A 26,029-nucleotide genomic window follows, 5' to 3' on the forward strand; every position below is an offset into this window, starting at 1 on the left:
CAGGGCCCTTGATTCGGCGGAGACAAGCCAGCCTCATGCCGTTCGCGCTCGCTGCACCGCTTGGGCAGCGTCTTCGTGTCCGTCGATGGTCAATCCCGAGATCACGCCGTTGATGTCGGCAGCCGACCGATTCTGGCTGAGCTTGAACGCTGCCTCGATGCGAGTGATCGCCAGTTCGACTCCTACGATGGCGCGCAGCTGACCCTCGATGAACTGTGGCGGCGCGTCGTCGACGGACCATGGCTGCGGCCGTCCAGCCTCGTGGCGTTCGGTTAGGTCACGCACATTCCGTTCGACCCAGGCCGGGTCATCGTGCACTGCGAGTCGCCCATAGACGTGCGCAGTGACGTAGTTCCAAGTGGGCACCACACGTCCGTGCTCGGCCTTGCTCGGATACCAGGTCGGGGAAATGTACGCATCGGGTCCCCGCACGATGACCAGAGCCTCGCCAACCACCGGGCGCCGCCACTGGTCATTGTTGCGGGCGAGATGACCACGAAGGGTTCTCATGCCCGGGTCATAGACGAACGGCAGCATAGTAGCGACCACGCCCTCCGGCGTTGCAGTGATCAGGTCAGCGGCGCCGTGGTGAGTGAGCAGGTCGCCGACGGCCTGCTCGTCGGCGGCGAAATGGGCGGGAATGTACATGTTGTCCAGTATGTCGGCCGGGTCGATCGTCGGTGCCCGTCCTAACGTCGAGTATCTTGGCCGAGTTTCTGAGACGCAGGTCGTCAACGAGTATCAGGAGGCGACCGCGTTCGTATTGCCGTCGTTGTATGACGGCTACGTGCTCCCAGCGATCGAGGCGCAGAAGTGTGGGTGCCCAGTTATCGCGTCGGATGCGGCAGCCATTCCAGAGACACTAAGAGAGTCGGCCGACTACTTTGATCCCCTGTCGACCGCGGAAATTTCTCGATCAATAGAACGAGTTCTGCTCGACCGAGACCTGCAGTCGCGTCTCATCACGTTGGGGCTCGCGAATGCAAGCAAGTTCTCGTGGAAGGACTCGGCACAGCGAGTCGATCTCCCTATAGCTGAGTTGCAACGACACCGACGGCTCAGGCTCCTTCGTTCGGCGGAGACAAGCCGGCGTCCGTTAGCAGCCGCCGCTCGTCGACCTTGCTGGACGACGTCAAGGGCAAGTCGGCCACCAAGACGAATTGATCGGGCAGCATCGTCTCCGGGAGCCTTGCGCTGGCGGCCTGGCGGACGGCGACAGGGGTGAGCTCGGCGTCCGGCACCACGAATGCGACGACCCCCAGATCGCCCTCCCGGTCGAAGGTCGTGCACGCGACGGATGCGACCCCGTCGACACCACCGAGCGCCTCGGTCACCTCGACAAGCGACATCCTCACACCGTGTCGCTTGATGACGCGGTCCGAACGCCCCACGTATACGTGGTTGCCCCGGTCGTCGCGGAAGACGAGGTCACCGGTGCGGTAGAGGGTGGCTTCTTCGACGACGTCGGTTCGCAGCGCGGCTGCGCTCAGCGCCGGGTCGTTCAGGTATCCAGCCATGAGCTGCGGTCCGCCGACGTACAGCTCGCCGACCACTCCGGGACGATCCACCAGCCTTCCGTGCTCATCAACGAGGTGGAACGAGCTCCCGGCATGAGGATGACCTATCGGTACCTGGCCCGCATCGAGCAACTCGGGCGTGAGTTCCAGATGCGCGACGGCGATGGTCGTTTCGGTCGGGCCGTAGCGGTTCACTACCCGCAGTCCCGGACTGGCGGCCCACACCGCCCTGATATCGGCGGTGGACGGCGCTTCGCCGCCCAGGGCCATCACTCTCAGCGGGGTGTCAGCCAACCGCGCCAGCCGGCCGCTGGCCCGGAGCAACCGGAGGTAGCTGGGAGAGAAGCTGGTCGCCGTGATTCCCTCGCTGATAACGATCGAGAAGAACCTGCGGGGGAACAGAAGGGCTTCCCGGTCGGGGATGACGAGGGGGACGCCGCGCACCAGCGGCGGAAAGATGGCAGAGAAGGACCCGTCGAAGTGCACGGGCGAAACGCATAGGGCCCGGTCGTCCGTGGTGAGTCCCACGGCGTCGGCGCATGCTTCGAGCGCGGTGAAAAAGGCCTCCGGGGAAATCTGCACTCCTTTGGGGATACCGGTCGTCCCCGAGGTGTAAATGATGTAGGAGATTGGGCCCGTCACGGGTGGTGGCGTGCACCCATCTGCGACGCTCAACGCCGAAAGGGAGGTCCACGCCGTGCCGAAGGGAAGTCCCGACGGCGCCGTTTGGTCCGAGCCTGCGGTGATCACCAGCGCGGGCCGGCAGTCAGCCACGACCTGCGCACGGCGGAGATCTGGATCGGTGATTGCCAACGGTACGAACGTGACCCCCGCCCACAGACAGCCCAGCGCCGCCACCACGAAGTCCACAGAATTGCCGATCAGCAGAGCGACCCGGTCCCCGGGCTCGACGCCTTTCTGAAGCAAGCCAGCGGCCACTCTGCCAGCCGCGGCGCGCAACTCGCCCCGGGTCAACGCGCGATCCAGGTCCTTGACAGCGGGCCGATCCGGGGCTCGATCGGCGTGGTCCAGCACCGCACCGAGCACACCGTGGCCCGTCACGCCCTCTCGGTGCGGCATGCTCACTATTTCTCGCTCGCCGGTGGAGGTCATCGAAACACGCCGTGAGCTAGGTGCCCGTGAGCCGAGCGACCACAGGTGCGAAGGACTCCATCGCCTCGCCCGGCACCACGATGTTGGAAAAGCCCCACCTCTCGCGGCGCTCCACAAGCCGCTCACACAGTTCGTCCTCGGTGCCGAGCAGGACGATCGGAAGCTCGAGCGCGTCCTCACCCGGAAGACCGAGCATGGTTGCGGTGCGAGCGGCAGCGCGGCGGCTGGCGACGACTCTGGTGGCGAAGGCCACAATCTGGAGCTCGATCGAATCGAAGCGGTCACCGGCCCCCTCGCGCACCCATGCCAAGCAGCGATCGAAATGATCGAAGGTGGCTTGGCTCGCCAGGTCGCCACCTTTGTCGCCCGAAGCCAGGCTGGTGTTCACGCCCACGGTGTCCGCGTGTTCGGCAGCAACCGTAAGTATCCGCCTACTTCCGCCCCCGACGATGACGCGAGGCGGCGAAGCCGGGCGAGGATCACAGTGGGCATCGCCCGCCGTGTAATGCGTCCCTGCGGATGTCGCCTTCCCCTCGCTCCACAGGGCCTTCATGACAGCGAGGCTCTCGGCCAGCCGGTCCACGCGGACAGCTGGGGCGTCGAACGCGATCCCCGCTTCCTCGTAGTCGCTCCGGAGCCAGCCCGCTCCAAGACCCACCTCGACCCGCCCTTCGGCCGCCAAGCCGAGCGTGGCGATCTCCTTGGCCAAGACCACAGGGTTGCGGAGGTCGTTGTTCAGCACGCCGAACCCCACATGCAGGGTGGAGGTCGCTTCGGCGGCCACGGTCGTAGCTACGAGAGGTCCGAACTGGGCGTCAAGGTGGTCAGAAACGTACAGGGTCGAGTAACCGAGACCCTCGGCCTTGCGGGCCTGGTCCCGCCAAGCCGGCATGGTTGGCGCGACCGCCGCCTGCACGCCGAATCGAAACGAAAGCATCTGTCGACACACCTCCATTGCTCAGTCATGAAAGCCGGGATAAGAACAAACCTATACTCATTGAATCATCCGTATATCATCCCGTACAGTACAATCTATGCCAGCAGCAGTACGTACAGTCGGTTCGGGTTCCTCGCCGGCCGATATTGCGAAGGTGCTCGACGAAGACGGGTGTGTGGTCATTCGCGACCTTGCAGCTCCCCAGACGATGGATCAGATACGGGCCGAGCTGGAGCAGCACCTCACTGCCACCAGCGGAGGCAACACTGACTTCCTGGGCGAAAGCACCCGACGTACCGGCGCCCTGATCGCCCGTTCGCCGACCTCTCGCTCACTCATTACCAACCCGACGATCATCGACACGCTCGACCTCGTGTTGGGCGACCACGCCAGCACCTTCCAGATCGACCTGACCCAGCTGGTCACCATCGGACCTGGTGAGCCGGCGCAGATGATTCATCGGGACCAGTGGTCGTTCGATCGCTACCAGTTCCCGAGGGGCTTCGAAGCCGAAGTCGCCACCATGTGGGCCGTGACCGACTTCACCGATGAAATGGGTGCGACACGGATGGTGGTGGGCAGCCACCGTTGGGAGGACGATCCCGACGATGTGGACTCCGCCCTGTCCACCCCGGCGGTCATGACCAAGGGTTCGGTCCTCTTGTACACGGGCTCGATATTCCACGGCGGGGGCGCCAACGCAACGAAGACCAGCCGGATCGGGATGAACGTGGGCTACTCGCTCGGGTGGCTGCGCCAGGAGGAAAACCAATATCTCGCCTGCCCGCCCGAGATCGCCCGCACCCTCCCCGAGGGGCTACTCAGGCTGATGGGCTACCAGCGCGGCTCCTACTCCATCGGCTACGCGGACGACATGCGAGAACCCTTGGACTGGCTGTACGGCAGTCCGGCATTTATGTCGGACTTCTTGGGTTACCGCCGCGCCGCTCGCAAGCGACTCAAGGCAACCGGGAGCTACGTCCCGCCCACTGGAACCCGCACAAATTAACAGGTTGACCTACGAGAGAAATATGAGGAAAGCGCGATGCAGGACCAAATTCGTGAAGTCTTAGCCGCTCATGGCCGCATGGCGGTCGATCCACGCGAGGTGGACGATCAGGCCGACCTCTACGAGCTCGGCCTGACGTCGCATGCGTCGGTCGATGTCATGCTTGCGCTTGAGGACGCATTCGACATCGAGTTCCCCGATGAAGTGCTCAAGAAGTCCACCTTCGCTTCCGTACGCAACATCGAGCTGGTAGTTGAAGGCCTTGTCAAAGCGGTTGCATGATCACCTTGCCGAGCGAGGTTGACGGGCGCCGCGTCCGCGTCGGGTGCGATGTCGTGGCCATTGAGGACGTCCAGGACTCGCTGGCGGCGTTCGGGGACCGGTACCTGCGCAAGGTTTTTACGGCGGGCGAAATCAACGACTGCCAGGGCCGCAACCGGGTGCACAGACTCGCGGCCCGGTTCGCGGCCAAGGAAGCAGTGATCAAGGCATTCGCAGAACCCGACATGCCGTTTCCCTGGCGCGAGATCGAGGTAACGCGGGACGGTCCGCTGCCTCTGCTTCGTTTGAGTGGGGGGCTTGCCGAGCGGGCACAGCATCAAGGCTGGCACAGCTCGTGTCTGTCGCTTTCGCACGCCGATTGCCACGCAATGGCCGTCGTTCTCGTGGTCTGCGGCGGCGACGCCGGGGCGGGCCCGCGATGACCCGCAGACATGATCCGGTGTGGGTTTGGATGATCGGCGCGTTCGGCGGCGCGCTCGCGCTTGCCGTGGCCGTTCTGGCCCATTACGGCACCGGTCCCGATGGCCTCAGGCTGGCGGTGCGCGCCACGGCGCGCTGGTCGTTCCTTTGTTTCTGGCTTTCCTATGCCGGCGGCGCGATGGCCATCCTGTTCGGCCCAGCCTTTGCCGGGCTGGCGCGCCAGGCGCGAGCCTTGGGCCTGGCCTTCGCCACCGCGCTTCAGGTCCATATCGGATTGGTCGTCTGGCTGGGCATCGTTATCGGCCAGATTCCGCTGCAGGGCCGTGTGTTGTGGTTCTTCCTGGTCGCACTGTTCTTCACCTATGTGCTGGTGCTGCTGTCCTTCGGAATCGGAATGCGCAACCTGGGACGTCTGTGGCGGCCACTGCTCTTCCTGGGCACGACTTATATTCTGATCGCCTTCGGCCGGGATTTTGTGCTGGGCGCACTCGACCAGAAGACACAGCATTGGCGCTACTTCGCCGAATATGTGCCGTTCGCCCTGTTGAGCCTTATTGCAATCCCGCTGCGCCTTGCCGCGTTTCTTCGCCAGCGCTTCGGCTTGCGTTCCGCCACGCCCTGACGCACCTCGCCAAACTGTTTGCCCGCCGTGCACGACCCGATACGGCAGGTTGTCTTCGCCGGCACGCTGCTAGTCGTCGACGAAACCGAATGGAAATGAGAGGTATGGCGTCAGCCCGACGATCAGTTGCCACTTCCAATTCGGTTGACGTAACCGGGAGCGACGCGCAATCAGCCGCGGCTGAGGTGGGCCCGGATGGCAGAGATGGTGGCCGTGGTGGCGTCCGCGCTGCCGCCTCCAAATGGGGCGATACTGGCAAAGCCGTGCGTAAGTGCATCGAACTGCCGGTGATCGACCGTGACGCCGGCCGAGCGTAGCGCCACGGCGTATTCGTTACCCTCGTCGCGCAGTGGATCGAATCCTGCCGTGAGCACCAGAGCGGGGGCCAATCCAGATAAATCAGCGGCCTTCAGCGGCGATACCCGTGCGTCGTCGGCGGCAAGGCCCGTGCCGCCCAGATACAGGTCTACGAACCGGTCCTCCTGCAGCTTGGACAGGAAGAACCCGTCCGAGAACAAGGTGCGCGACCGGGTCTTCGCGGAGAGGTCGAGGAGCGGATAGAGCAGCACTTGCAGCGTCGGCTGCGGAATACCCTCTTCGCGGCTACGCAGCGCGACGAGGGCTGCCAGATTTCCGCCGGCGCTGTCACCGCCGACGCCGATTCGGGACGGGTCAGCGCCCAGTTCGGCGGCGTGTCCACGTGCCCATCGATAGGCCGCGACGCAGTCATCGACCGCAGCCGGGGCCCTGTGCTCGGGTGCGAGCCGGTAGTCCACCGACAACACGTGTATCGCGGCGTCTCTGCAAATCATCCGACACAGCCCGTCGGGGGATTCGATGTCGCCCACAACAAAACCACCGCCGTGGAAGAAGAGAAGTAACGGGGCCGCCTCCGCGACGCCCGGTCGATAGTGTCGCGCTCGAAGGGGGCTGTCGGGGCCGGGAATCGTGAGATCGGTGGTGGGGACTCCTACGTGGTTGTTCATCGCCGCATGCGATTTCCGCATCAAGGCGCGGGCAACGCCCGGATCGCCGTCAGCCGAGAAACCGCCAGTACGCGTGCTTCGTTGGGCGATCAGTATCAACTGAAGCGTGGCGTCAAGAGTGTTGCCGTCGATGGTGATCCGTCTGCCGCCAGCCAGGAGGCGTTTTAGCCATGGCGGAATCCACGGCATGACCTTGACACCGACGTCACGCGCCGCGTTTTTCACCGCGAGAGGGCGGGGTTTGGGCCGCTTGTGTGCTATGGCTGCCTCCGTGTGAACCGAACAGGCATGGAGTGAATCCCGTTGATCAGTGTCGACGGCATGCGCTCGACCGGCCCGGCCAACTCCATGTTCTTCATCCGGCTCAGCACCTCCGACACGAGGGCGGCCGCCTCCACCCGGGCCAGGTTCGCCCCTAGGCAGAAATGGCTGCCGCCGCCGCCAAATGCCAAGTGCGGGTTGGGCTTACGGGTCACATCGAAGCGTTCGGGGTCGACGAAGTGGGCCTCGTCCCGATTGGCCGCCGGGTAGAACATCGCCACCCGGTCGCCCTCCTTCACGGGCACCCCGCCTAGTTCGGTGTCCTTCGTGGCCGTGCGGAAGAACGCGTTGACCGGGCTGACGTAGCGGAGCATTTCTTCAACTGCAGTCGGCAGCAGCGACGGATCCGCCTCCAGCTTTGCCCGCTCCTCCGGATGGTCCATCAGCGCGCACGCGCCTCCGGCGACCAGGTTACGGGTCGTGTCGCCACCCGCATTGATCAGCAGCGTGAACAAGAAGTGGAACTCCCTTTCGGTGAGGCGCTGTCCGTCGACCTCGGCATGCAGCAGGGATGTCGCGATGTCATCGCAAGGATCCGCACGTTTGCGGGCCACGAGTTCCGTTGAGTACCTGAACATCTCGGCGCCCGCCCTTATGGCATGCGAGCCGCCTATCAGACCGGTGTTCATGATCTCGGTCAGCTCGTAAAGCCGGTAGCCGTCTTCCAGCGGAATGCCGAGCAGTTCGGCGATGACGTATGAGGGCAGCGCCCCGGCGACGTCGGAGACGAAGTCGCACTCGCCCCGCTCGATGACGCTGTCGACCACGTCGCGCGCTATCTCCGTGATGCGCTCGTTCAGCTTCGCTACCTGGCGCGGCCTGAAGCCCTTGCTGACCAGAGCGCGCAGCGCGGTGTGCCGCGGCGGGTCCATCGTCAACATCATCACGCCCCGCTGGTCGGCGATGGCGTCGGGACCGGGCACGTCGAAGTACACTGCCGTCGCCTCCGACGACCACGTGGCGCTGTCGCGGGACACGGCGTAGACCTCGTCGTAGCCGGTGAGCGCGAAGAACCCAGGCCCATCCTTGTACGGGTGCCATGCCACAGGTGCGCACTCGCGGAGCTTCCGGAACGAATCGAAGGGCATTCCTGCCCCGTATGTGTACGGATCAGCGAGGTCGACACCGCCGATGTTGATCGCGTCTTCGGTCACGTCCCGGCCGATACCAGGCGCCGGCGAGGGAGCGCCAGCATGTCGTGCGACATCGCCCAGCCCCTTCGTCTTCCTTGTCGTGGGCAATCGAGCAGTGAACCACCCAAAACCGGCGATTCAGATATCGGCAGTATTACATACTTTTCAAATGGGTACAAGTCAAATCACGTGCGTAGAGTACGACAACCACCATGTGGTATGCGGCACGGCCACCAACAGCAACGCACAGGAAGGTGGATCGTTCGTGCTCGTTTCCGAGGGCGGTATCGCGGTCGACGATCGGTTCGGCCGCGAATCCGGCCGGATATATCTGACCGGCATCCAGGCGCTGGCGCGGCTGCCAGTCGACAGTCGACGCGCAGATCTTCGGGCGAACTTCAACACCGCCGGCTTCATCTCCGGCTACGAGGGCTCCCCACTGGCCGGGTATGACCTGGAACTAGGCCGGCAAAGCGATCTGCTGGAAGCGCACGACATAGTATTTCGCCCCGCGGTAAACGAGGAGCTCGCCGCGACATCCGTCCAAGGCACCCAGCTAGCGTCGGCGTCGTCTCGGTCCCGAATCATCGGAGTCACTGGCTGGTGGTACGGGAAGTCGCCTGGCCTGGACCGAGCGGCCGATGCAATACGGCATAACAACCTGATGGGCACACACCCCCTCGGCGGAGCTATCGCGTTGGTCGGCGACGACCCGGCTGCCAAATCCTCCACAGTCCCCGGGTCATCGGACGCACTGCTCGCCGATCTCGGCGTGCCAACGCTATATCCCGCCGATGTTCAGGATGTGCTCGATCTGGGATTACATGCAGTGGCCCTGTCGCGGTGCAGCGGGCTGTGGACTGCCCTGAAAATCGCCACCAATGTAGCGGATGGTTCCGGTGTCGCCGGCGTGAGTCCGCTGCGGATAACACCAATCATTCCGACGGTCGAATACGAAGGCAAACCATACAGACATGAGGTCAACGCGCATGTCGTACAGCCGACGCTCGACAGGCTCGAGATCTCGCGCGATACGGTTCGTCTTGAACTCGCCCGTCAGTACTGCACAGCTAACGGCCTCAACAGGGTCGATGGCCATATCGACGACCGCGTCGGTATCCTCGCTGCGGGGAAAACCTCCGCCGACCTTCGGCAGGCGCTGCGCGCAATGGGGCTCGACGACCGCGAACTTGCCCGACGCGGCGTTCGCCTGATGAAGCTTGCCATGATCTATCCTCTTGACCGGGACGCACTTTCGCGATTCGCCCAGGGTCTTGACCAGATCATCGTTGTCGAGGAGAAGCGACCCCTCCTGGAAACGGCGCTCAAGGAGATCTTGTACGGCGGCCCTCATTCTCCGCGTGTCATCGGGAAGCTGGGCATGGGACCGGCTGCAACCTTGCCGCTCAACGGCGAACTGGACACCGACACAATCGCCCGCTGGCTTTCATCAATCCTGCTGCCGCTGGGTGAGTTTCCATCGGTCGAACACTGGGTCCAGACATCGACGGACATCGGCACACGCATCGAGCTCCCGCTTGTGTCACGCACGCCGTACTTCTGCTCGGGCTGTCCGCACAACAGCTCGGCGAAGGCGCCAGCCGGCAGCCAGGTCGGAGGTGGGATTGGTTGCAGCGGCTTGGTTCTTGGCATGGATCCCAGCGAGTTCGGCAACGTAACGGGGCTCACCCAGATGGGCGGTGAGGGCGCGCAGTGGATCGGTATGGCGCCCTTCGTCCATGACGACCACTTCATCCAAAATCTGGGAGACGGCACTTATCACCATTCAGCTAGCCTGGCGGTCCGGGCAAGCGTCGCGGCAGGAGTCAACGTCACATACAAGCTATTACGCAACTCGGCGGTCGCAATGACCGGTGGCCAACGGCCTGCAGGTGAGCTTGCGCTGCCGCAGATCGTGAACTCGCTTCGCGCCGAGGGCGTAGCCGAAGTACTCATCACATCCGACGATCCACGCTCCCTGCGTAGGCTCAGCCGCCGACTTAACGTCGAGGTCTGGCATCGGAACCGGTTGATCGAAGCCCAAAGACGCCTCTCTCGGGTACCCGGGGTAACGGTTCTCATTCACGACCAGGAATGTGCGACGGAGTTGCGCCGGAAGCGCAAGCGCGGCCTGGCCCCGGAGCCGCCCAAGAGGATATACATCAATGAACGCGTGTGCGAGGGGTGCGGCGATTGCGGGCGCAAGTCCAATTGTCTGTCCGTGCGACCGGTGACGACCGACTACGGTCGCAAGACGCAGATCGACCAATCGTCCTGTAACAAGGACTACACGTGCCTCGAGGGTGACTGCCCGGCATTCATATCGGTTGTGCCAAGCAGCGCCCCGGCGCCTGCCGTGGGAGCAGTCTTGACGACCGAACACTTTCCCGAGCCCGAATGTCACTTTTCCGGCGACCAGTACACGATCCGCATGGCGGGTATCGGCGGCACCGGGGTGGCCACGCTGTCTCAGCTACTTGCAACCGCAGCCGCGACCGCAGGCTTTGAGGTCCGTGCACTTGATCAGACGGGATTGTCGCAGAAGGGTGGCGCCGTCATCTCAGATGTCAAGCTCACCCGTGAACAACGTCCCCTCGCGAACAAAGCCGCGAAGGGCGAAGCCGATCTGCTGCTTGGATGCGACCTGTTGGTGGCGGCGGCGCCCGACAACCTGGCCCAGGCGGATCCGGACCGCACGGTAGCCGTCGTATCGAGTGGCGAGGTGGCCACCGGAGCCATGGTTTCGGACCCGACCGTGACATTTCCCGACCGAGACCAACTGGTGGAGCGCATCAAATCTGCGACAGTGCGATCCGACGCCATCTTTGTTGATGCGCGCCGCGTAACCACCGAGGTCTTCGGCCATGATCACCTCGCCAACGTGATGCTCGCTGGCACCGCCTACCAGGCCGGTCACATCCCTGTCCCGGCGAGCGCGATTGAAGCCGCGATCCGTGCCAATGGTGTCCAGGTCGAGGCCAATATCCAAGCCTTCCGCTTGGGTCGTCAGGTGATAGCTGATCCGCAAAGCGTTCCTGGGCCGGGGGATAACCGTGCGTCTTGCGACGAGGAGGGCGTGCCCGCGTATACGTCACTGAGTTCGATAGTGCGGGCGGCTTCTGGCTCTAAACTCGAACGCCTGGTGGTCCAGAGGGTAGGTGATCTCGTGGCCTACCAAAACACTAAGTACGCTGAGCGTTACGCCGAATTTGTCGAGCGCGTGCGGGCAGCCGAGACCGCCACGGTGCCAGGATCGACCGAACTTACCGAATCGGTTGCGCGCTACCTCCACAAGCTGATGGCCTACAAGGATGAATACGAAGTGGCGCGACTTAGCCTTGTCCCCGAACTGCGCCAGCAGATCAACGAGCAGTTCGGGTCGGGCGCCAAGATCGCGTACCGGCTGCATCCGCCGATCCTGCGGGCGCTCGGGATGAGGTCGAAAATCTCTCTGGGATCGTGGATCCGTCCCGTTTTCGCGGTGCTTTATGCCGCCCGGCGACTGCGCGGCACGCCTCTGAATGTGTTCGGATACGGTCGAATACGGCGCACTGAGCGCGCATTGATCGATGAGTACCGCAGGTCTTTGGAGACATTGCTGCCACATCTGTCCCCCCATAACCACGCGCACGCCGTCGCGATAGCGGAGCTGCCAGACATCGTGCGCGGGTACGAAAAGGTGAAGATGGCCAATGTGTCCGCATACCGAGACAACTCGATGCGAGAACACGATCGGTACATGACGACTGCGACTGCGGTGCGATGAGCGGCGAACTCCATCACGGGCACTAGGGAATTCGGCAACTCTCAATCAACGTGATGCCCGATACGGGGATGTGCTCCGATGGGGAACGGTGGCTAGCGGCGACACTGCGTTGCGGATCGCAGCCAACATCGCCGGGTGATGGGCAGAATGATCGCCGGCGCGTGTAACGACCAGGCGGGGCGGATGCGACGTTCGTTGCAGCCGGTCAAGGGCTGCCCGACCGCCTTTGGCAGTGAACTGGTCCGCATCCTCAGGCGAGGCAATCAGCGTCACCTCGGTTCCACGGTGGACAAGCGCTGTCAGAACATCCTCCGGCAGGTACACGAGTCCGACCCGGCTCAACACCCGCAGGACGTATCCCGGAAGGTGGTTGTGCAGGGAGCTTTTCGTCGGCTCCCGAGCCGGGTCGAGAAGTGCTTTGAGGCGCTTTGCGCTGGATTCGGAGGGACCGCCGGTGTCACTGGGCGCGTTGGTGTTTCGCGTTTCCGCCCGAAAGCCCCACTGCGACAGCAAGGTGGGGGTGACGCGCCAATTCCACACCAGCAGGTTGACAAGGATCGCCGAGCGCGCACCGATACCGCGGGCGGCCTGAGCGGCGTACCACGCGCCGGAGCAGATACCGACAAGCTCGAGTTCGCCGGCGTCTTGGCACGCATGTCTGGCCACCGCCATCGAGTCGGTGATGTCAGCTTTGGAATACACTCTGCGCCACCGGTTCCGGCTGGCCGGGCCCGATAAGCCCTGTCGAGCAGGGTCCCAGCGCACCGCCTGTGACCCGGCCGCTGCAATGCGACGTGACAATTCGACCCACTCCCGGGCGGGTCCTACGTGCAGGTCGTTGGCGGTCACGAAGAACACCACGGTCTTTGCGGGCGCGGGGCTGGGGTAGCGGGGCAGCGTGCGCACGGCGAAGATGCCGTTCGGCTCGATGCGTTCGATGCTCTCGAAAACGTCGGCCCCGTCGGGCCCTTCGGCCGGCATCGTTACCGTTGTCAGGTATTGGGGTACGGCACGATGGGTGCGAGTGGGAACCTGCCGGTCGATCCACTCGATGACCGAATCGACCGCGGTGAACGGGATCGGTAACGGAATTGGCGTCGGCGCGGCGCATTCCGGCAGACCGCCGGTAACGATCGAATCAACTCCCTCGGCCGACGCCAGGGCGGTGATGTGCTTGTCGGTCTCGGCCGGGCGTCCCACCAGAAGTGCGTTGTCGACGCCATAGGCGCTGACGGGATTGGCGCCCATCCGCAGCGCGGCGAATTCTGCGGCGGCGTGGTCGCTGAACCGCCCACCCATGATTGTCACTTCGCCGGGAGTAGCAGCGTCCTCGCCCATCGAAAACCGGTAGAGCGCAGCGTGTTCCCGAAGGTAACGCCTGCCCGTTCCATAGGGATCGAGGTAGACCACGCGGTTGACCGTGTGGGATTGGGCCAGGTACTGGTCGAGGATCAAGCATCCGGCACGTATGCCGATAGCGGTCGCGAACTCCGCGCCGATCAGCGTGAGGTAGTCGAGCGCGTGGCCCACACTTGCCGCCCAGTTGGCCACGGCGTCATCACGGCCCTGAGCGTATGCAGAATCACCCCAGCCCAGATAGTCAAACCGCAGCACGCCGAAACCGCGGCGCGCCAAGTCGCCGGCGAGGACCCGTTGTAGGCGGACACTGTCCATCCCCTCCTTTCCGAGCGAACCACAGATCAGTACCCCGCCCCTGATCTGGTTATCGACCGGCAGATGAATCACGCCGAACAATGGCGAATCAGGCGGTCCGAAAAATGTCGGCGCCTCTGTCGTCGTCAACGGCATGTTGCCCTGGCTCCACGGTCGGCTTCCGCCGCTAGCGGATCGTCGTGCTCTTGACGTTCTGCAACCACCTCAAGCCACATCGAGGAAGGGAACATGCCGCTTTCATTCCCTACAGCAAGCCCGCGCTCTGTGCTCATCGGCGAACCATACGTCGGTAGGATCTCTTGCGCTCGCTCGAGGGCCGCACTGTGCACCATCGCGCATCCCAACCTAATTTCAAACCGCGGGTTACCGATGAGAAACGCGTGTAGCAGAACGCTTTCTGTCCAGAAGAACATGTCACTGGTGAGCACGTAAGGTGTGTAGTCGTACGGTATCGACACATCGTGGAAATGGACGAACACGCCTTTCTTCAGCCGCGGCAGCACCTCCAGGATCAGGTAGTTGACATCACTGCCCGTAGACACGGTGTGCGTTGAATCGATAAACAGCAAATCCCCCGGCCCAAGATCGCTCAATTCGGCCAGGCTTAACTGCTGGACGGCAACATCGCGCAGTTCGATCGAACCGTTGGCGGACAATTGTTTAAGGTATTCGGTTGGAAAGGGATCAATGCAGGTTATGTCTATATTGTTGCCCGCGTCCTGCGCTGCCTGCAATGCGACCCATGTCGAAGCACCGGCGCCCACTTGGACCATGCGACGCGGTGCGTGTTTCCGAACGAAGCAGTACAAGAGATCTGCTTCGATCGGTCCGTAACCCAGGGCGCCGTTGGCCTCGCCGGCCCGTCGTTGCAATTCGAGGCTCGGCAGCGTCGACGCCAACTCGGGCTGGCAAATCTCGCGAAGCCATTGCAATTGGTGATCGATATCCGTGCCGGCCACGCCCACCAGCGAATACGGTCGCTGCCAGCCGCGGTTTTGCTTCAGGGCGCGAATGTTCGGGATCTCACTGTAGAAGTGCCGAGGCAACACATCGACGCCGACGCGCTGACCCATTTCAAAGACCCCTCGCCAGCGGGCCTTTCCCCAGTCTTTTGCTTTACGGATCCGCGCCTGTTGGATCAGGGCCATACCAGGAAAACCTATCTCCTAAGCGGCAAGCCGGTCGAGGCGCCCGCCAATTTCATTCGTGGGCCTGAACAGTGTCGATATGCCCTTCCTCTCTGTGGAAGTACTCGCCGTCCAGGTTCGACTTCACTAGTGTCGCACGGGATTGTATGTACAACCCCGGGTCCAGGAGTCGGCCGGAAATGGTTGCTCCCATTCCGACGACAATCCTGCTGCCGACTACCGTCCCTGGGGAAACTTGCACGTTCGACGAAATGAGGCAGTAATCGCCTATCTCTATGGGGCTGCAAGTGTGAGCGCTGCTCTTCCAGGAGATTCCGTGGGTGAGAAACGTCGACCGCACACCAGCGATTGCGGTGTGCGACCCGACACGTACGCCGCCGGTGCAGTCGATGTAGTGGCGAGAAGTTATGTTGGAATGGGGTCCCAGATGCAGCAGACAAGCGGCGCCCGCTTCGCCCAGCCGTCGAGAAGCAGTCACCCAGTTCCAATGACAGAGCTCTGCGTGTTCCTCAAGCTTGAGCGACGCCAGGTCCCTTATGACGTTGAACGAGCCGATATATGCTCCGCCGCCAATGTCGACGCGCTCGACCCCAAAGACTAAACATGGGCCGATGCGCACGCCGTCGCCAATGGCCCACCCCAAGTGACGGAGGAGAGAGTTTTTTAGCTCACTGCCAGGGAGTAACGCAACAAAAGTCACCAGCGCGCCACGTACAATCATGTGCAGTCCTTCGTTGATCGATCGCAAGTGGGCCATCCCCAGCCTTTTGCTTTACGGATCCGCTCTTGTTGGATCATCGCCATACCCGGAAAACTTATCGCAATTAGCGGTAGGTTGACCCGGACCTTTCCCGGCACATTTGCTGCCGTGGAGCCTGATTGGTTCTCAGGGCGCATTGTCCGGCGACCCATTGAGCGTGATGCCCGACAGCGCGTAGGTCTCCCGCGGCGCGTTCGCAAATAGAACCGGCTTCTGCGATTGCTGCCGGATGGCGATGTTACGGAACACGATATTGCTGACCGCGCCCCCGTTTGCGATCACCACCGCGAGATTGCTCTGCGCCGGCTCGGAAGTGTCGACGACCGTGAGATCGGAAAAAGTGACGTTACCGGTAACCGCGCCGGGGTTCTCGCCGTAGGCGACGAGCGCTCCCGCCGCGCCGCCCGGGGTGGTATTGGCCCCGGTCACTGTTCCGCCCTCGACGGTGACACCGTTGACCGACTGCAGGAAGAACGGGTCGCCCTCGGTGGAGATGTACACCCCGGCGCCGCTGGTGCCGGACACTCGCACGTTGCGATACGCGATGTTCTCGCCGCCCCGTACCGTCACGCCATGGCCAAACGTGGTGCCGTTGACGACCGGCGATTCGATGGTGATGTTGCGGCACGGCGGGTCGTTGACGCCGAACTGTGGGCCATAGGAAACGACCGCGACACCGTCGTCGCCGGTGCGCTCGGTCACCGGGTTGTTGACCTGGCCGTGGTTCGACCCGCGCGTCATGTGGATACCGTCGGCGCGGCTGTCGCGCACCGTCACGCGGTTGAGCACAAAATTGCTTGCGCCGTCGAGGAGCACACCTGCGGCCGCGGAGCCTGTGACCGTGATGTCATCGAGTCGGACTCCGTCGCCGTGAACGTAGAGCTTTTGTTGTTCGAGCCCGTTGTAGCGCGGGCCGCCGATCGGCGCGGTGAGGTTCAGGTTCGAGACCGAGACGCCGTCCGCACGGATCTGCACCGACGAGGTGAGGTCGTTGGTGGCCGCCAACGTCGCGCCGTTTCCTTCGATGTGCACCTTCGGCACGGTGATGGTGACCACGCCACCGTGCGGGTAAACCCTGCGGTCCAGCGTCAGGGTGGAGCCGGGCTGCACATTGTTGAGCATCGCCTGCAGAGCTGCCGTGCCGTCATCGGACGTGTCACTTCGGGCGGGCTGGCCGCACCCGAAGGCGATACCGGCGGCGACGAAGGAGATCATCGCGACCGTCCCTAGCGCCGGCTTACTCATCGCGGTCCCCGGCGAACCAGGACTGTACCTCGCCCGCTAAACACCTTCAGCCTCGTTCGCCCCAGACAAATGTGCAATCTCGATGTTCACGTGTCCCCTTCGCTTGTCGGGCAATGAAACTCGGCCGTCGCAGACGCCATTGAGCAACGATTCAAAGCGATCACCCACGCGTTCTACGTCGAATGTGCGTTCGGCATAGCGGCGGGCCGCGGTCCCCATCGCTGCTCGTGCGACGGGAGAAGCCAGCAGACTTCTCAGCGCGGCAGACGCCGCATCGGCGTCTCCCGGGGCCACCGTTAGCCCCGCCTCTGCCGCTTCGACCATCTTGGCCACCGCGTTGTCCGGCGGTAGCAGCGCCAGCACGGGGCGGCCGGCGCAGAAGTAGTTGAGAACCTTTGACGGCACCGAGTAGCGGCTGGCGTTACTTTCCAGCACGACGAGCAGCACATCTGCGCTCGCGAGCATGTCGGGCAGCTGCTCGTAGGGCTGATAGTCGAGGAGCATCAGCCCGGGGAGCTCGTCCACTTTCGGCTCGAGCCACTCGCGGCCCCGGCCTTCGGACACAACCACCATGCGGCTACCCGTCGGCGCCATCCGAGCGAGGTCGGATATCACGGATGGGTCGTGCTTCGCGCCAAGCGTTCCCGCGTACATCACGACGGGCATGCCGACGAGATCGTGAGCTTTCGCCCAGGCATTGTCCCGCGGCCGCAATGGCATCTCGTCGACCGCGGCCCAGTTCGGCACGATGTGTACCTTGCTCGTCTGGACTCCCCAGGCTTCGAGTTGTTCGACGAACGTGTCGCTGATGGCGACGATGGCGGCCGCACCGCGCGCGACCCGACGCTCGACACGTCCCGCAACCCAGCCGATGAGGCGACCCGGCCAGCCGAACCGATCACGAGCAATGACCCTGATCGCTTCGCTGTAAATGTCTTGCTGCCAAAAGACGTACGGCACCCGTCGCATCCGGAGCAAGAAGGTGAGCATGAACAATGACAGCAAGGGGATGTTGGATAGAACCGCAACGTCCGGCCGCGCGGCCAGGATGGCACGCGACGACATCCGGGCGTACTCCAACTCCTGGCGCAGTCGGACGAGCGGTGAGTAGCGCGCAAACTCGCTACCTAGCTCGATAGCAAGGACGGCAAACGACTCGGGATCTCCGTCACGTCGCTCTGTCGCGCCCCGACCGGTCGTGTACGACGCACAATATTGGTGCTCGACATGATGCCCTCGGCGGGCGAGCTCCCGGCTTAGGTGTATCTGGCCGGGGTGGCCGGAGTAATCGTGGATGACCAGCCTCAAATCAGCCTTTTGGCCTTGTGAGGGGCAGGGCGATAGGACGGTGCGCGTAGCTCCCCCTGGGGAGCGACGCTCGCGCGGTCGAGACACCTCTGCGGCTTGCGGTCTGCTTTGCACCTGGTATCCCGAATCTATGGATGTGTTGGCATCGTGGGAATACTATAAGTTTGTTAAATAGGATACTACCACCGTATAGTATGTATCGTCGCCATTCAAGTAGATCATCGGTATACCCGAGTCGCCCCGGGATGGTTGGTCCACCCGGGCTTTCGCCAGGAGGAGCACAAGGATGGTGCACTACTGATGACATGGCGCGATGACGTTTCCTCGGCTGTCGAGCGCTTGCCGGCCTTCGTCGAGAGTGAGCCGCACTTCGCCGACGAGTTGCGCGCCTGGCGAGACGCCACCAACACGCGTGCTTCCGTGACCGGGCTGGTCATGTCGTCGATCTACCGCGCGCTGCGAGACGCCGATATCACACTGGCCGACGATTGCGAGGTGCCGGTCGATCTTCGGCGCTTTCTGCCGGACGCGGCAACGGCAACTTTCTCAGCGGCGTTGGTGGATCCCGACACCGTGCGAAGCGCTCTGCGGAGGGCGTTCACATCACAAAATCTGCGCACGGCGCAAGGGAGCCCGCGCGCCGCTGTCCGGAATGCTGTCGCATGAAAGTTCTTCATGTGGTGATCCGACTTCGGCATCGTCAGAGGCGTTGCGACTTGGAACAGATCTACACCCAGACTCCCGAAGAGGGGTCTGAATGATAACGCTCACAACCGGCCGCAGAGACGGCACAGCGTTGCAAGTTGCCTTCGCCATAACGCTGACAGTTATTGTGGCCGTGACACTTTGGTGGGGGTTTCTGCGTGAGAACGCGCCGATGGGCGCTCGGGGCATTCGGGTCCAAGCAGACTTCACCGCCATGCCCGACGGGCCGGCGCCCGACCATTTCGACGGCGGCCAGCCTGCGAGCGTACTGGCTAGTCCCGACGACCCGGGCGACCAACTCAGAATTCAGCACGGCAGGTTGACCTACCAACCCACAACGCGAGGCACTGCCACGGCATACTTCAGTTCTCCCGACCTCGGTTCGCCGGTGAAGAGTATGGGTGCGCGGTTCGTCTTCCGGTCCGGATCCGGGACCGGTGGCGCAATCGGACTTGCGGTGTCGCGAGGCATCGGGAAACGCGCTCCACCGGTCGTCGGGGCGGTGCCGATTTACTTCGTGGTGACGCCGATCAACTGGAACATCAGCGTCTCGCGGACCGAGAACGCTCCACTTGAAGTGGTCGCGGCCGATAGTTTTCCACGACCGCTGCGCCAAGACGGAAACACTGTCTACGAGGCACGCCTGACCATCGACGGCGCTCAAGTCACCGTGGATTTGCCGGGCATCCACAAGCACGTGTCAGATCCGCGGTTTTCGGAGTGGCAAGGAAGTTACGCCACGTTCGACCTCTTCTCGAATCACGGAGCCACCGACCCGATCGGAGCTTTCGAGAAGATCTGGGCCGCGGGCAACAGGGACTGAGCCATGACCGACGGTTCCTCGATGAGCAAGGTCCGCGCCCTCTCGAGCGGCGCCCACCAAGTCTTCTCCGGTCTCAGCAACGGCCCGATCATCTGTGCCGTCGCAGTGGTGACGGTCGCCCAGAAGTTCGGCCAAATCGCGGTGCTTTTGACGCTGCTCGCCGCGGCTGTCGGCGTCCTTCGCGGTGCGTTGGGAACACCCCTGCTGCTGATGGCGGGAAGCGCCCGGTCTGACATCCGGCGTGAGGGCTCGTTCGCGTTCACCAGTGCCCTACTGGTCAGCCCCATTGTCGGGATCGTCATGTGGGCAGTTGAGGGGTCAGGGATCCGTCTGCCGACACTCTTGATCATCGTTGCGACACCGAGCGCGCTCGTAAAAGAGGTGCTACGGTCCGTCGCCATCGCGGAAGGCCGTGCACACGTTGCGACCCTCTGGGACAGCGTGTTTTTCGCCGGTTCGGCCGCGTTGTTGGTGGCGGCATGGTTGCACTTGTCGGTGGCAACCACCACTTACCTCATTGGTGGCTGGACGGCCCTTGCCGTCCTTGCTTTAGTCGGATTGCTGGTCGCAGTTCGCATCGCCCCGCGGCTCAGACAGTACCCGGCTTGGATCTCCAAGAGTTGGCGGCACCGCGCGCGGTATGGCACCGACTCCGGCCTCCAGCAAACGACGGCGTTCGCGGTGCTGCTCCTCACCGCTGTCGTTTTGAGTCCCGAGGCCGCCGCCGCACTGCGCGGCGCCACGGCATTACTGGCGCCCGTGGTCATCGCAGTGAGTGCAAACCAATTGAGGGTGATCGCAGAGAGCAAACGACTAGGCATGCCACCGGCGCAGGTCTGGAGCTCTCTGGCCCGAATCGCTCTGGTCTCGATTTCGGCGACAATCCTCCTTGGCCTGGCGCTGTCCTTCCTGCCTGGCCCGGTCGGTGAACGACTGGTCCTCGGCCCGACATTCGAAGCAGCGCGAGCCATCATTCCCGTCGTCGCCTTCCAATACGCAATTGGCGTGTGGCTCTTCGCGGTCGCAATCTGGCTGCGATGCTTCAACCGAAGCCTGAGTGCGCTCAAGCTCAGGGCCTGTGACGCATTGGTCGTACTCGTGATGGCACTCGGCGGTGCGGTGCTCTTCCACACAGCGGCGGGGGTCGCGGTTGGTATCGCGACAGCGACCACGTTCATCAGCGCGATGACACTGCTCCGGTTCAAGCCGTGGGCCACGCCGACCCACCCCGCCAGACCCGAACGCCGCCAGTCGGCGCCGGCTTTCGGCGCCGCCCGCGACCTTGTGGACGTCGGCGGGCCGAGACCGCTGCCACGCGCGACAAGCCTGCGCTTGGGCGAGACGACACAGGTGAACGAGGCGCTTATCGCGCTGTGGGTTTTTGCCGCATTGGCAGTTTTCGGCCCCGCAGCGATCATCCGCTACACCGGAATTCCCACTAACGCGTCCTGGTTGTGGTCGCTTCCGGCGATAGCAATCTCAGCCGCACGGTTCGCCTTCCTGATTGGCAAGGGCGAACGGCGGCTGTTCGAAATGATGTTCTGGTGCTTCACCTACACATTTCTGGGCTTGGCCCCGCTGGCTCAGCTGCGAGAAGACTTCTGGCCCTTCAGCGTTCCCCGCATCGACAACACCTACGTCGCCGCGGCCACGCTGATCGTCCTGGTCGGATGTGGCGCATTCCTTTGCGGGGCCGGTTTTGACGGCGTCGCTTCAGTGCGGCGGCGCCGGAACGCCGAGCGCACCTATGACGTCGTCAAGCAGGTATTCACCATCAATTATCCACGCGCCATTGTGCTTTCGGTTATTGCCCTCGCCATCGACACCTACTTCCTCTCAATGCTCGGCTGGACGATCTTTCTGCAGAGCCGTACGGAAGTAGTGGAAGGCCAAAGCGATGTCTGGGGGCAATCCAGCACATTCGCGATCATGCGAGGGGCCGCCGCGACGGCGCCGCTCGTAGCCTTCCTGGCGCTGATTCGCTTCCGGAGAGAAGCGAAGAGCGCACGCATGCTGGGCGAGAATATTTCCTCACGTGTCATGGGCAGCAACACGGTTCTCCTCGTCGTCGTGGGAATTGTCCTGGCCGTCGTCATGAACCCGGTATCCAACGCGCGTTACTTCTTCGGCACGGCAATGCTTGCCGTCGCCACGGCGTTTGGACTGTTTGCCACCAGGCAGCGTTTCCGCTTTACCGCGTGCGGGTTTCTGGTCGGGATGCTCCTAATCTTCCCGCTCGCTGATGCATTCCGCGTCAGCCGCGAGGCGACCCTGAAGTCGACGAATCCCATCGAGTCGCTCCTGCAAGGCGATTACGACTCTTTCGCGCAATTGATGAACGGATACCTGGTTGGCGCGCGGGACGGAATTGTGCCCTTCAGGCAATTCTCCGGTGTACTGCTGTTTTGGGTGCCGAGGACTTTGTGGACCACCAAGCCGATGGATACGGGGCCATACATCGCGGAGGGGCGCGGCTACTTCTTCACTAATTTATCTGCACCCTTGTGGATCGAGTTGTATCTGAATGGTAGCTGGCTGCTGCTCGCCGTCGGTATGTTCGCCGTGGGCTACGCCGTGCACCGCTGGGACACCCGGCTGAACGCTGAACTCAACTTCTACCGAATGCCAGGTCTGCTTGGATGCATTCTGCCGTTCTACTCGATGATCCTGCTGCGCGGCTCTCTTCTGCAGGCCGCTTCTTTCCTGGCTTGCGTTCTGGCGTTCGCGGCTTTCGTTTCGCAGCGAAAGAAGCTCAAGACGCGACCTCGTGCGCCTGGCGTCGTCCCTGAACCACTGCCCGGTTTGGGCATGGCGCAGCTAAGGACCGATTGTGTCGGCGCGTAGCACGCTGCGCGGCGCGCGCCGCGGAATCAAGGTCGCTGCCGTCGCGGCGTTGGCGTCGACCGTCGTCGGCCTGGCCTGCTATGAGTTGCACAGCACCGAGTCCCCTCGCAGCCAAGTCGAAGCTCACGACGTCGCGCCGCCGGTAGCACTGAAGTTCGACCACAAGCCCATCTTGCTCGTCGTGCGCGACTCGTACGCCGTCGCCTATCCCGATTTGGTCGCCGATCGAATGGATTGGACTTTGGCCCTCGATGGCCAAGACGGGACCGGCTTTGTGAGCGGTATCGACACGCGCAATCCTGGGCGTGTGCCGTTCATCGATCGCCTGGACGGCGATGCGGCCACCTATCACGTCGACTACGTTCTCATCGACGGCGGTCGGAATGATCTTGGCGAACCAGCGGAGCCGGTGGTGGCGGCGGCCGATGAGTACGTCAAGAAGGTTCGCTCGGACTGGCCAAACGCCAAGATCGTCATCGTGCTTCCCGCCTCCGCCACCCCGAATGAGAACGCGAACTACCCCGCCGTGGCGGACGGACTTCGCCGGACGGCCGAAAGCGTGGGAGCTCATGTGATCGATCCGGTGGCGCAGGGCTGGTATCGCGACATTGATGTGAAGCCGCTGCTGTGGCAGGACGGCATCCACCTGGCCGGCGACGTCGGCGAGACCTACTACGCAGACAAGATCACCGAAAGCCTGAAGCTAATGGGGTTCGGATCATGACGAGTATGGTCGCGTTGCTCGCCGTCGCGCGCAGCAAGTCCCTGGTGCTGATCACCTGGACCTTGTTGGGTGCTGCCGCTGCCGGCGTGATCAACCTGCTGCTGCCGGTGGTCTACGAGGCAACCGCGAAAATTGTCATCGCGACGCCGTACTGGAACGACACCACCGCGGTTATCCCCGATCCGAGCTTTGCCGGCAAAACGCCCCAGTCGTACGGTGACGAATTCACCCAGCAGCGCATGGCGAGCTATGTACGGCTGGTGACAACACCGCTCGTCACCAACCGCGTTAACGAACGATTGCGGTTGGGGACTTCCGGGGAAGGCCTTGCCAAGAAGCTAAGCGGCCACATGGTCCCTGACACGGTGATATTGCAAGTGCTGGCCCAAGACGCCTCCCCGGTGCGAGCGGCGACGATCGCCGATGCGGCAGCGCAGCAGACCGCCGAAGCCATCAAAGAACTTGAGCGCCCGCCCTACAGCGTGGTGTCTCCGGTTCAACCGGTGCTCGGCGAACCCGCGGCCGTTCCGTCACAACCCATCTCGCCGCGAACACTGTCGAACATCGTCTGCGGAGCGATCGTGGGGTTTTTGTTGGGTCTGACCTGGCTCGCCGTGTATGCCGCCCGGCGCGCAAGTCCAGAGCTAGTGCGGTTCCGGGGCGACGGCACCGGTACCGATGAATTCGCGGGCGTGCTCGGTGTGCTCACCGCCGAAGACCACCTAACGCTCGACGAGGTCCACGGCGACGCCAAGTTGCTTCGCCTGGAAATTGCGGACCGCCTAATTGAGGCCGAGGCTCACTCGCTCGTGATGACATCGCCGCGAGCTACCCCGGCCACCAGCATCCTCGCCGCAGTACTCGCGACCGCCTTAACGGAAGCAGGATCGCCCACCGTCGTTGTAAGCGCCGACTTCACCGCCGGACACGACGACTCGACCGTCGGCCTGGGCGAACTGCTCTGTACGCCTTTGGCTTTGGACTCGGCCATCCAGTCGGATGAGCAGAGCGGAATCAGCTGGATTCCGGCCGGCACGGCGCCGGCAAATCCGACGAGGGAACTTATGGGCGCGAAGATGCGTGGCCTTCTGATCGAGCTGTCCCGCCGCTACCGGCATGTCATCGTTGTCGGCCCGGGCGTACTGGAGTCAGCCGATGCCGTGGACCTGGCGAGCCAAGTCGGCGCATCGATTCTGGTCGACCTCGTCCCGGAAACCACCGCGGCGGAGCTCCGCGAAAGCGAAAGGCTGCTGAGCCTAGCCCGGGGCACCTGCCTGGGACGGGTGATTGTTGCCGCTCGGGCGTTCGCAAAGCATGTCGGGTTGCCGCAGTTCGACCAGCCGACGTCTAGCCGCATGAGCCAGTCAACCACCGTGAGCGGAGAATGATGGAGCTATTGACACGAGTCTGGACTAAGGTCCGGCAGCGATGGCCGATCGTGGCTGCATGCCTGGCCGTCGCCATCATGGGTGTGACGGTCTACCACGTTGACGCCGGCAACGATTACACCGCGTCCACCGAGTTGTTCCTCCGGGCCCCGGATGTCAAGACATCCGTGGGTGCGTACCAGGGTGACCTGTTCTCTCGGCAGAGGGCGCAAACATACGTCAAGATGTTTCACAGCGACGATCTGGCGCAGATGGTGGTCGACAAGCTCGGCCTGTCCATAACAGCACAAGAGTTAGCGTCCAAGGTCTCAGCGACTACGGTGAAAAACACGGTGCTGATCGTTGTTTCAGTCACCGACGGCAATGCCCAGCACGCGGCCAATATCGCCAACGGATACGGGCAAGTCCTGCCAACCTACGTTGCCAAGCTCGAAAACGTCGTCGGTGACCCGAAGGTTGGGCCTCTGGTCCAGGTGGTGACAAAGGCGAATCCGGCCAGTGCAACGGCTTCGGGATATCCGATGTCGATGGTCCTGTTTGCGGCGGTCATTATGGCTCTGCTCGTTGCGACCGGCATCATCTGGTTCCTTGACCGTTTCGACACCAGGGTGAGGTCGCGACGCCAGGTCGAGGAGATCACCGGATGCGACGTCGTCGGCAAGCTGCCCAAAACCCGGGCGCTCGGTTCCAATTGCAACGTCCTCCAAGCCTTCGACGAGTCTGAGGAATTCAAACAGGCGGCATTGCGACTCAGCCTGAATGTCGAGTCCGTGCTGCATCGCCTGCCCAGAATCAAAGCCGAAATCCCACCCGTCGTCGCCGTTGTGGCCGGCCATCGCGGAGATGGAAGCACTGTCGCGACGCGGGCGCTTGCGCGGGCGTTCGCCGAACGTGGACGTGCGGCAGGCGTCGTGAGTTTGGACGCACCCAACCGGGAGTTGGAGGAGGCCGAGCCGGTTGTTGCGGGGTCTGCGTTGGCGGAGAAGGACAACCGAATCGATCCGGTGACGACCGTGTCTTGCTCAACAGCGGCGCTGACTGCCGAGATCCGCGGTCGAGACGCCCAGCTCCTGGAGAGCGACGTCATTTTGATCGACACACCTGCGTTCCACGAGTCGATCGAGGCCCAACTGGCGCTCTGCGCGGCGGATGCCGTGGTGCTCGTCGTGCGGCCGATCGCTAACACGACACTTTCGCTATATCGACTGGTCGCCGCGGTCAAGGCGCTCGATATGCCGGTGCTCGGTGTTGTCGTCAATCTGGCGACTGAGTCCGCGACGGTAGAAGGATTTTACCTCTGATGG

At 63.1% G+C, this 26,029-nt stretch carries 21 protein-coding genes and 1 pseudogene; 12 read left to right on the plus strand and 10 right to left on the minus strand.

The genetic code is table 11. The features are described 5' to 3' along the window. Positions 1-33: 33 nt before the first annotated feature. The gene (locus tag M5I08_RS07745; protein ID WP_219067676.1) at positions 34-648 is read right to left on the minus strand and encodes an FMN-binding negative transcriptional regulator; all 615 of its coding nucleotides are present in this window, start codon (positions 646-648) and stop codon (positions 34-36) included. A 10-nt stretch (positions 649-658) separates the two neighbouring features. On the opposite strand from M5I08_RS07745, the pseudogene M5I08_RS26635 reads away from it, so the two are divergent. Then, a pseudogene (locus tag M5I08_RS26635) lies at positions 659-904 on the plus strand (glycosyltransferase); the annotation flags it as partial. 154 nt (positions 905-1,058) lie between these two features. On the opposite strand, the gene M5I08_RS07750 reads toward M5I08_RS26635, so the two are convergent. Then, positions 1,059-2,597: an amino acid adenylation domain-containing protein gene (locus tag M5I08_RS07750; RefSeq protein WP_219067675.1), complete on the minus strand. Its 1,539-nt coding sequence runs from the start codon at positions 2,595-2,597 to the stop codon at positions 1,059-1,061. A 49-nt stretch (positions 2,598-2,646) separates the two neighbouring features. After that, positions 2,647-3,585, minus strand: coding sequence for a TIGR03621 family F420-dependent LLM class oxidoreductase (locus tag M5I08_RS07755; protein WP_370328594.1), 939 nt, complete (start codon positions 3,583-3,585; stop codon positions 2,647-2,649). 79 nt (positions 3,586-3,664) lie between these two features. Here M5I08_RS07755 and M5I08_RS07760 point away from each other — a divergent pair, with 79 nt between their 5' ends. From M5I08_RS07760 to M5I08_RS07775, 4 genes are read left to right on the plus strand one after another with little or no spacing between them, the layout of a single operon-like run. Beyond that, positions 3,665-4,576: a phytanoyl-CoA dioxygenase family protein gene (locus M5I08_RS07760; RefSeq protein WP_219067673.1), complete on the plus strand. Its 912-nt coding sequence runs from the start codon at positions 3,665-3,667 to the stop codon at positions 4,574-4,576. 36 nt (positions 4,577-4,612) lie between these two features. Then, positions 4,613-4,858: an acyl carrier protein gene (locus tag M5I08_RS07765; RefSeq protein ID WP_219067672.1), complete on the plus strand. Its 246-nt coding sequence runs from the start codon at positions 4,613-4,615 to the stop codon at positions 4,856-4,858. After that, entirely contained in the window at positions 4,855-5,280 is a 426-nt protein-coding gene (locus M5I08_RS07770) for a holo-ACP synthase (protein WP_219067671.1), read from the plus strand. Before M5I08_RS07765 ends, M5I08_RS07770 begins: the two co-directional genes overlap by 4 nt. Before the next feature lie 29 nt (positions 5,281-5,309). Next, a complete protein-coding gene (locus tag M5I08_RS07775; protein ID WP_219067670.1) occupies positions 5,310-5,900 on the plus strand; it encodes a hypothetical protein in 591 nt (196 codons plus the stop codon). A 170-nt stretch (positions 5,901-6,070) separates the two neighbouring features. Here M5I08_RS07775 and M5I08_RS07780 read toward each other — a convergent pair whose 3' ends face one another. After that, positions 6,071-7,111 carry an alpha/beta hydrolase gene (locus tag M5I08_RS07780; RefSeq protein WP_249763187.1) on the minus strand — a complete coding sequence of 347 codons (1,041 nt, stop codon included), beginning with the start codon at positions 7,109-7,111 and terminating at the stop codon, positions 6,071-6,073. A gap of 32 nt (positions 7,112-7,143) precedes the next feature. Further along, entirely contained in the window at positions 7,144-8,295 is a 1,152-nt protein-coding gene (locus M5I08_RS07785; protein ID WP_219067710.1) for a cytochrome P450, read from the minus strand. A gap of 214 nt (positions 8,296-8,509) precedes the next feature. Between M5I08_RS07785 and M5I08_RS07790 the strand changes: the two genes are divergently transcribed. Further along, positions 8,510-12,106 carry an indolepyruvate ferredoxin oxidoreductase family protein gene (locus tag M5I08_RS07790; RefSeq protein WP_219067669.1) on the plus strand — a complete coding sequence of 1,199 codons (3,597 nt, stop codon included), beginning with the start codon at positions 8,510-8,512 and terminating at the stop codon, positions 12,104-12,106. Between the two features lie 45 nt (positions 12,107-12,151). Here the strand turns inward: M5I08_RS07790 and M5I08_RS07795 are convergent, their stop codons facing one another. The 5 genes from M5I08_RS07795 to M5I08_RS07815 all read right to left on the minus strand — a co-directional run bounded on the left by M5I08_RS07795 (position 12,152) and on the right by M5I08_RS07815 (position 18,241). Continuing rightward, a complete protein-coding gene (locus tag M5I08_RS07795) occupies positions 12,152-13,780 on the minus strand; it encodes an alpha/beta hydrolase family protein (protein ID WP_219067668.1) in 1,629 nt (542 codons plus the stop codon). A gap of 125 nt (positions 13,781-13,905) precedes the next feature. Further along, the gene (locus tag M5I08_RS07800; protein WP_219067667.1) at positions 13,906-14,928 is read right to left on the minus strand and encodes a class I SAM-dependent methyltransferase; all 1,023 of its coding nucleotides are present in this window, start codon (positions 14,926-14,928) and stop codon (positions 13,906-13,908) included. Positions 14,929-14,980: 52 nt separating this feature from the next. Beyond that, complete coding sequence (locus tag M5I08_RS07805) at positions 14,981-15,649, minus strand: acyltransferase (protein WP_249763189.1); 669 nt, start codon at positions 15,647-15,649, stop codon at positions 14,981-14,983. A 165-nt stretch (positions 15,650-15,814) separates the two neighbouring features. Then, positions 15,815-16,744, minus strand: a complete 930-nt coding sequence (locus M5I08_RS07810) for a right-handed parallel beta-helix repeat-containing protein (RefSeq protein WP_249763190.1) — start codon at positions 16,742-16,744, stop codon at positions 15,815-15,817. A gap of 225 nt (positions 16,745-16,969) precedes the next feature. After that, a complete protein-coding gene (locus M5I08_RS07815) occupies positions 16,970-18,241 on the minus strand; it encodes a glycosyltransferase family 4 protein (RefSeq protein WP_219067664.1) in 1,272 nt (423 codons plus the stop codon). A gap of 300 nt (positions 18,242-18,541) precedes the next feature. Between M5I08_RS07815 and M5I08_RS07820 the strand changes: the two genes are divergently transcribed. The 6 genes from M5I08_RS07820 to M5I08_RS07845 all read left to right on the plus strand — a co-directional run bounded on the left by M5I08_RS07820 (position 18,542) and on the right by M5I08_RS07845 (position 26,026). After that, on the plus strand, positions 18,542-18,907 hold the full coding sequence (locus M5I08_RS07820; protein ID WP_219067663.1) for a hypothetical protein: 366 nt from the start codon (positions 18,542-18,544) through the stop codon (positions 18,905-18,907). A 166-nt stretch (positions 18,908-19,073) separates the two neighbouring features. Then, positions 19,074-19,769 (plus strand): hypothetical protein, encoded by a 696-nt coding sequence (locus M5I08_RS07825; RefSeq protein WP_249763191.1) that lies wholly within the window; start codon positions 19,074-19,076, stop codon positions 19,767-19,769. A 108-nt stretch (positions 19,770-19,877) separates the two neighbouring features. Continuing rightward, positions 19,878-22,613, plus strand: a complete 2,736-nt coding sequence (locus tag M5I08_RS07830; RefSeq protein WP_249763192.1) for an MATE family efflux transporter — start codon at positions 19,878-19,880, stop codon at positions 22,611-22,613. Next, positions 22,600-23,337, plus strand: a complete 738-nt coding sequence (locus M5I08_RS07835; protein WP_219067660.1) for an SGNH/GDSL hydrolase family protein — start codon at positions 22,600-22,602, stop codon at positions 23,335-23,337. The genes M5I08_RS07830 and M5I08_RS07835 overlap by 14 nt, the downstream gene beginning before the upstream one ends. Beyond that, the gene (locus M5I08_RS07840) at positions 23,334-24,725 is read left to right on the plus strand and encodes a hypothetical protein (protein ID WP_219067659.1); all 1,392 of its coding nucleotides are present in this window, start codon (positions 23,334-23,336) and stop codon (positions 24,723-24,725) included. Before M5I08_RS07835 ends, M5I08_RS07840 begins: the two co-directional genes overlap by 4 nt. An 83-nt stretch (positions 24,726-24,808) precedes the next feature. Beyond that, entirely contained in the window at positions 24,809-26,026 is a 1,218-nt protein-coding gene (locus tag M5I08_RS07845) for a hypothetical protein (RefSeq protein WP_249763193.1), read from the plus strand. Positions 26,027-26,029: the final 3 nt, after the last annotated feature.

The sequence above is a fragment of the Candidatus Mycobacterium methanotrophicum genome (assembly GCF_023515995.1).
Lineage (GTDB): Bacteria > Actinomycetota > Actinomycetes > Mycobacteriales > Mycobacteriaceae > Mycobacterium > Mycobacterium methanotrophicum.